6 protein-coding genes are annotated in these 5,653 nt (G+C 62.0%); 5 read left to right on the top strand and 1 reads right to left on the bottom strand.

Going from position 1 to position 5,653, the window contains the following annotated elements:
* Both ABYB95_RS15980 and ABYB95_RS15975 read left to right on the top strand, forming a co-directional pair.
* Positions 1 to 937 (top strand): tripartite tricarboxylate transporter permease (locus ABYB95_RS15980; RefSeq protein WP_372659551.1); only part of this gene is annotated, 937 nt, incomplete at its 5' end.
* 169 nt (positions 938 to 1,106) lie between these two features.
* On the top strand, positions 1,107 to 1,451 hold the full coding sequence (locus ABYB95_RS15975) for a hypothetical protein (protein ID WP_372659550.1): 345 nt from the start codon (positions 1,107 to 1,109) through the stop codon (positions 1,449 to 1,451).
* Between the two features lie 126 nt (positions 1,452 to 1,577).
* On the opposite strand, the gene ABYB95_RS15970 is transcribed toward ABYB95_RS15975, so the two are convergent.
* Entirely contained in the window at positions 1,578 to 2,324 is a 747-nt protein-coding gene (locus ABYB95_RS15970; protein WP_372659549.1) for a TetR/AcrR family transcriptional regulator, read from the bottom strand.
* A 143-nt stretch (positions 2,325 to 2,467) separates the two neighbouring features.
* On the opposite strand from ABYB95_RS15970, the gene ABYB95_RS15965 reads away from it, so the two are divergent.
* The 3 genes from ABYB95_RS15965 to ABYB95_RS15955 form a co-directional block, all read left to right on the top strand.
* Positions 2,468 to 3,307 (top strand): fumarylacetoacetate hydrolase family protein, encoded by an 840-nt coding sequence (locus tag ABYB95_RS15965; protein WP_372659548.1) that lies wholly within the window; start codon positions 2,468 to 2,470, stop codon positions 3,305 to 3,307.
* A 99-nt stretch (positions 3,308 to 3,406) separates the two neighbouring features.
* Positions 3,407 to 4,342 carry a VOC family protein gene (locus ABYB95_RS15960; protein ID WP_372659547.1) on the top strand — a complete coding sequence of 312 codons (936 nt, stop codon included), beginning with the start codon at positions 3,407 to 3,409 and terminating at the stop codon, positions 4,340 to 4,342.
* Positions 4,343 to 4,366: 24 nt separating this feature from the next.
* A partial coding sequence (locus tag ABYB95_RS15955) for a bifunctional 3-(3-hydroxy-phenyl)propionate/3-hydroxycinnamic acid hydroxylase (RefSeq protein ID WP_372659546.1) occupies positions 4,367 to 5,653 on the top strand: 1,287 nt, incomplete at its 3' end.

The following is a 5,653-nucleotide window of genomic DNA, read 5'->3' as shown; positions in this document are numbered from 1 at the left end:
GCTGCGCATCGCACCCGAATATTTGTCCAACTTTCTGGAAACCGGCTTCTCGCTCCTGCCGGTGTTGATCGGCCTGTTTGGCCTGAGCGTGATCTTTGGCGAAGCCGAACAAGGGGTGCGCGACGACGCCACCGGGTCGGTCAAGCTCTCCACCGGCAAGCGCTTTCGGTGGTCGGTCTTCAAAGGCCAGTTCGTCAACCTGCTGCGCTCGTCCTCCATCGGCACCTTCATTGGCTTGCTGCCGGGTGTGGGTGGCAGTGCCGCGTCGGTGCTGGCGTATTCGCAGGCCAAGAACTTTTCCGACGACCCATCGAAGTTCGGCACCGGCCACCCCGACGGGTTGATCGCCTCCGAGTCCTCCAACAACGGTTTGACCGGCGGCGCCTTGATCCCGCTGCTCTCGCTCGGCATTCCGGGTGACAGCACCACCGCCGTGTTGATCGGCGCTTTCACCCTGCAAGGCATACAGGTCGGCCCGCTGTTCATTGCCGAGCACCAAGACATCTGGAACACCATGATGCTGGGCTTGGTCGTCGCCAACCTGGTGATGTTCGTCATCATGTACTTCGCGATCCGCCACATCGCCAAGGTCATCATGGTGCCGAAGTATTTGCTCTACCCCGGCATCATGATGATGTGTGTGGTGGGCGCCTACGCCATCAACAGCGGCATCATGTTCGACGTGTGGACGCTGTTCCTGTTCGGTCTGTTCGGCTTCGTGGGCGTCAAGCTGGGGCTGGAAATCGCACCCTTCATCATCGGCTTCATCCTGGGCCCGTCTGCCGAGGTTTACTTCGTCAAGAGCCTGGAATCGTTTGGCAGCTTCAGCATCTTCTTCACCAAGAGCCCCATTGCCGTTTTCTTGTGGGTGTTGATCGCCGTGTCGATCGGTTATTCGGTGGTTTCGGCGCGCAAGGCGAAGCGGCTGTCGGCTTGAGGATTCGGGCTGAGCTTGTCGAAGCCCTTCGACAAGCTCAGGGCGAAAGGTTCATATTTCATGGGGCCGAATCCATAAAGGGGTTGGCAGCCGGGTTTATGGGGGTAATGGGCTGAAAAGTGCAGCAACTCAGGGGTGGCATTCCCCTCCATGCAACGGGCCCAGCTCCGTGCACGCTTTCCAATCCGGCTATCTACAAGGTCAGCGCTTCGATGCGCAGCAACTCAGCAACCTGTGCGCGTTGGGCGAATACCGGGGCAAGCAGCAACTCTTTGTGGTGCAGTCGCCCGAAGTCTTGAGTGGTTTGCGGCAAGTGGTCGTGGTCGGGTCCACCGAATCGTCCAACCGCCTGAAAGCGCTGATGGACCCATTTGTCCGTAGGCCGATGAGCGCGCAGGCGGTGAACGAAGCCGCGATGGCGTTCCAGATGGCACTGAACTGGGCCAGCCAGACCCCTTCCTGGAAGCGCCTGCATATGCCAACGCTGAACTGGTGCTCACTCCCTTTTGTGTGAATTAAACGCAGCCTCAGCGGTAGCGCGGCGATCAGGTCGTCGCAGAAGGACTCGGCCGGAAGCGCTCGGCTCCTGCCCGCCGATGCAAAAGCGAAGATTCGCTGTATCGGCCAGTTCGAGATGAAGCTACTTCGGCGACGCCTTCGCGCGTTTGCGGTTCGCCTCTACCGGCAAAGGGCGCGGCTCCAATCCGGCGAAGATCGGCCCGTCCACCACAGCAGGGAGATCGGGCAGCCGCATGAACGCAATTGCCTCTGCCTCTGCCGGTTCGATCCCCAATCCAACCAACACACAGCGCATCATGTGTTCGGGATGGTAGGCGCGTGTCGGCTCGGTGATCATCGTCTCGATGCCGTAGAAGATCGAACCAAGCACGATATCTCGCGCAACCAGCGCGTTGTCGATCTTCAGCCGCTTGCGCTGCAGCGCCAGTTCGAGGTCGCGCATCAGGTAGACGTCGATCAGCTGTCCACGCGCTGCGATGCGTGTTCCCACGCGCGTAATGAAGCTGCCCCATAGCGGGTAGCGCAGGGCCATTTGCATGTACAGCCGCGTGCCGGTGGAGAAGCGCTGGACCGGGTCGTCGAGTTGGACGACGAGCGGGTCGATGCTTTGCAGCGCCTCGTCGCTCATCGCGGTGGCCAGCGCATACAGCAACTCGCTGGTGGTGCGGAAGTGGTTGTAGAAGGTACCGCGCGAGACGCCCGTGGCTGCGATGAAATCGTCGATCACAGCCACGTCCGGGCCCTTCTCGGTGAACACATCCAGCGCGCTGACCAGCAGCCGCAGCCGCGTCTTCTCGCGCCGCTGCGCTCCAACGCGAACGCGGTGGTCTTCGGTTGTTGATTCTTCCTTTTCGGCGATCTTTGGCATGAGCGAGGGTGCCACTGGCACTAGGGAAACTACCTAAGTTTTAGTCTGTTTGTCATCTTGACGTTTTCGTCAGTACGAATACAGTTCAGTCACCTAATTCATTCTGACATTCTGTTCAATTTTACTCCAACAAAGGATACCCAATGAAACTGCTACGTCACGGTCGCCTCGGGGCAGAGAAGCCCGGCGCACTCGACGCCAACGGTCAAGCGCGCGACCTGTCGCTGCTGGTCCCTGATTTCACACCCGAATGGTTGACGCCGGCCAAACTGCAGGCGATGGCCGCCATCGATCTGCTGCGCATGCCATTGGTGCCCGCTGGAGAACGGCTCGGAGCACCGGTGGCCGGCACGCGGCAGTTCATCGCAATCGGACTGAACTATCGAAAACACGCACTGGAATCGGGCCTCGAGATACCCAAGGAGCCAGTCGTCTTTACCAAGGCGCTGACCTCGATTGCCGGCCCCGACGACGATGTCGAGCTGCCTGCGGGGTCGGAGGCTGGTGACTGGGAGATCGAACTCGGCTTCGTGATCGGCACGCTGGCGCGCAAGGTGCCGGTAGCGCAGGCCTTATCTCATGTGGCCGGCTACTGCCTGGCCAACGATGTCTCCGAGCGCGACTGGCAGATCAAGCGCAACGGCCAGTGGGGCAAGGGCAAGAGCTTCGATGGCTTTGGCCCGATCGGCCCGTGGCTGGTGACCAGCGATGAACTGCCCGACCCACAAAACATCGCGTTGGAGCTGGCGGTCAATGGCCAATTGAAGCAGCACAGCAATACCGCCGACATGATCTTCCCGGTCGCCGAGATCGTCTCGTACCTGAGCCAATTCATGACCTTGCTGCCGGGTGACTTGGTGATCACCGGCACGCCAGAAGGCGTTGGCCTCGGCGTGAAGCCGACGCCGGTTTTCCTCAAGCGCGGCGACGTGATGACACTGAGCGCCGGTCCGCTGGGAACGCAGCGCCAACAGGTCGTTTGACCGAAGCACCGGTCCCGACCACCCACTGAAGAACCACACCGCCACGCCGCGCCGAGCGCGGTGCGGGCGGAGCTTTGCCTGCATCCACTGGAGCAAACGATGACCGATGCCGTCCATATCCTCGCTGCACACTCCGTCGACGAATTTGTCCTCAGCGTCCCGGAGCTCGAATCCGCCCGCCACTTCTACACCGCTTTCGGTTTGGACGTGCGCAACGAAGACGGTGCGTTGGGCCTGTACACGTTCGGGCATCCGCATCGGTGGGCGCGTGTGCTGCCCGGCGCAAGCAAACGCCTGGTGTGGTTGAGCCTGGGCATCCATGCCGACGATGCACCACGTTTCGAAAGCCATTTTGCCGCACGCGGTATTGCACAAGTCGCTCCACCGGAGGGTGCCGAAGTCGGCGGCATCTGGCTTGCAGGCCCCGACGGCCTGCCCGTTCAATTGCGCGTCGCCGAGAAGGTGTCGCCGTCTCAGCCAGCGCCGCGGGAGATCGCGCCCGAATGCCGCAATGCCGGGCGCTCGCCGAGCCGCGGCCAGGCGCCGCTGGTGCATCCGCTGTATCTGTCGCACATCCTGTTGTTCAGTGCCGATGTCGATGCGGCGCGCGAGTTCTACGAGGATGTGATCGGCCTGCGCCTGTCCGACAAGTCGGGCTCGGTGATCGCCTTCCTGCACAGCCCGCACGGCAGCGACCACCACCTGATCGCACTTGCTAAATCGGCTGGCGGCGGGCTGCACCACAGCAGCTGGTGCGTGCCATCGATCGATGCGGTCGGCCTGGGCATGGAGCAGATGACCAGCGCGGGCTATCCCTTGGGGTGGGGTGTCGGCAGGCACGTTTTGGGCTCGAACTACTTTCGCTATGTACGCGACCCTTGGGGTAGCTACGCGGAATATTCCTACGACATCGACTTCGTAGAAGCCGGCAACGTCTGGCCCGCCGCCGACCACCCCGGCGAGGACTCGCTCTATGCCTGGGGCCCTTCAGTGCCCGAGGACTTCATCGTCAACCACGAACTGCAGGCCATCTGAGCCCGCCACACCAGGAAAACTCACATGAACACCACCACGATTCCCTGCTACGACGTTGTGCAGATCGGCTACGGACCGGTCAGCGAAATCATGGCGCTGGCACTTGCGCGCCAAGGCCGCAAGATCGCCGTATTCGAGCGTTGGAAGGAGCGCTTTGCGCTGCCGCGCGCCGTCTGCATCGACCATGAGTTGTACCGCGTGTTGTCGGCACTCGGCATGAGCGAGCAACTGCCCGCGGTCAGCCACGCCGGGCCGCAGTACCGCTGGTTCAATGCCGAGTGGAAAGAACTGCTGGCTATCGACTGGTCGGCAGAATCGATCTCTGGCGGGCCTGAGGTCCATTTTGTTCACCAGCCGACGCTGGAGAAGATGTTCGAGGATGTGGTTCAGGCGTGTCCAAATGTCGAACTGAACCTGGGCTGGGAAGCGATCGAGGTCACCCAGTCCGCTCACTATGCAGAACTCGTCGTCCGCGACTGCGAGAGCGGTGAGCAGCGCACCGTGCGTTGCAAATACCTGATCGGCGCCGACGGTGCCAACAGTCTGGTCCGCCAGGCCATCGGATCAACCCAGGAAGATCGCGGTTTCGAGGCCGACTGGCTGGTCATCGACGTGCTGCCAAACGAGGGCGTGACTCTCGACATTCCGCCGGCTGCGCAATATTGCAACCCGGCCAGGCCGACGACCATCGTTCCTGCCGGTGTCAAGGATGGACGCTACTTCCGCCGCTGGGAGTTCATGCGCCTGCCGCACGAGACGCGTGAAGAACTCGAACACGAACATGTCGCCTGGGATCTGCTGGCGCCTTGGGTCAAGCGCGACCAGGCCACCATCGTGCGCCACAAGGTCTATACATTCCGATCGCTGCTAGCCAACACCTGGCGCCAGGGCCGCTTGCTGATCGTTGGCGACGCCGCGCACGTGATGCCGCCGTTCATGGGCCAGGGCATGTGCGCCGGCCTACGCGACGACTGGAATCTGGCGTGGAAGCTGAACCTGGTGCTCGACGGCTGCGCCGACGACAGCTTGCTCGATACCTACCAGCCCGAGCGCCGCCCGCATGTCAGCGACGTGATCGACCTGTCTATGTACCTCGGCAGGGTGATCTGTATTCCCGATGCGCGCAAGGCTGCCGAACGCGACGAGGCCTTCTTCAGCGGCAAGGCGCCACCACTGCCTGCCTTTCCGTGTCTGAGCGACGGCATCCTGCGCCGCGACGCCAATGGCGCTGTACAGGCACCGGCTGGGCTGCTTAGCCCGCATGGGACGGTCCGCAACGGCGTCTGTGAAGGGCGGTTCGACAACGTCGTC

The sequence above is a fragment of the Hydrogenophaga sp. genome, assembly GCF_041633695.1.
Taxonomy (GTDB): Bacteria; Pseudomonadota; Gammaproteobacteria; order Burkholderiales; family Burkholderiaceae_C; genus Hydrogenophaga.
The sequence above is the reverse complement of the archived record's forward strand: the minus strand, read 5'-3'. Positions and strand labels throughout refer to the sequence as shown.

Excerpts from the sequence above, each read along its gene's own strand:
- ABYB95_RS15970 (WP_372659549.1), bottom strand. The coding sequence starts at position 2,324 with ATGCCAAAGATCGCCGAAAAGGAAGAATCAACAACCGAAGACCACCGC.
- ABYB95_RS15965 (WP_372659548.1), top strand. The coding sequence starts at position 2,468 with ATGAAACTGCTACGTCACGGTCGCCTCGGGGCAGAGAAGCCCGGCGCA.
- ABYB95_RS15960 (WP_372659547.1), top strand. The coding sequence starts at position 3,407 with ATGACCGATGCCGTCCATATCCTCGCTGCACACTCCGTCGACGAATTT.